This window comes from Streptomyces sp. NRRL S-31 (genome assembly GCF_000718775.1).
In the GTDB taxonomy this organism is placed as follows: Bacteria; Actinomycetota; Actinomycetes; order Streptomycetales; family Streptomycetaceae; genus Streptomyces.
Genome location: NZ_JOCB01000242.1, coordinates 1 through 609, shown reverse-complemented (window position 1 = coordinate 609; position 609 = coordinate 1). Strand labels below are relative to the sequence as shown.

Below are 609 nucleotides of genomic sequence, written 5' to 3'. Positions count from 1 at the left end.
GGAGAAGTACCAGCTCCGCCCCCGCGACTGGGAGACCGCCGCCCGCGAAGGCCGCACCATCGCACCCCTGATCACCCGCCTCAACCAGATCAGGCGGCGGCACCCCGCGCTCCGGCGCCTGCGGAATCTCAGCTTCCATCAGACCGACAACGATGCCGTGCTCGCCTACGGCAAGAGCACGGGTACGGACACGGTCGTCGTGGTCGTCAACCTCGACCCGCACCACACCCAGGAGGCCACGGTCTCGTTGGACATGCCGCGACTGGGCCTGGACCGGAACGCCGCCCTGTCCGTGCACGACGAACTGACGGGCGAGACGTACCACTGGGGCAGCACCAACTACGTACGCCTGACGCCCGGCCGGGCACCGGCGCACGTGCTCCACGTCGGGCGATCGACGCCCCGGATCGGAGGGCCCGCAGCGTCATGACCGTCAACGACCCCGTACCGGACACCTTCGAGGACACACCCGCCAAGGACCGGGACCCGGACTGGTTCAAACGCGCCGTCTTCTACGAGGTGCTGGTCCGCTCCTTCCACGACAGCAACGGCGACGGCGTCGGCGACCTGAAGGGTCTGACCGCCAAGCTCGACTACCTCCAGTGGCTC

Annotated in this window: 1 protein-coding gene and 1 pseudogene; both read left to right on the top strand. The window is 68.8% G+C overall.

The genetic code is table 11. The features are described from left to right. Positions 1 to 430 (top strand): DUF3459 domain-containing protein (locus tag IF37_RS0138435; RefSeq protein ID WP_030754450.1); only part of this gene is annotated, 430 nt, incomplete at its 5' end. Continuing rightward, positions 427 to 609, top strand: a pseudogene (locus IF37_RS40380) (trehalose synthase); the annotation flags it as partial. The gene IF37_RS0138435 and the pseudogene IF37_RS40380, both read left to right, overlap by 4 nt.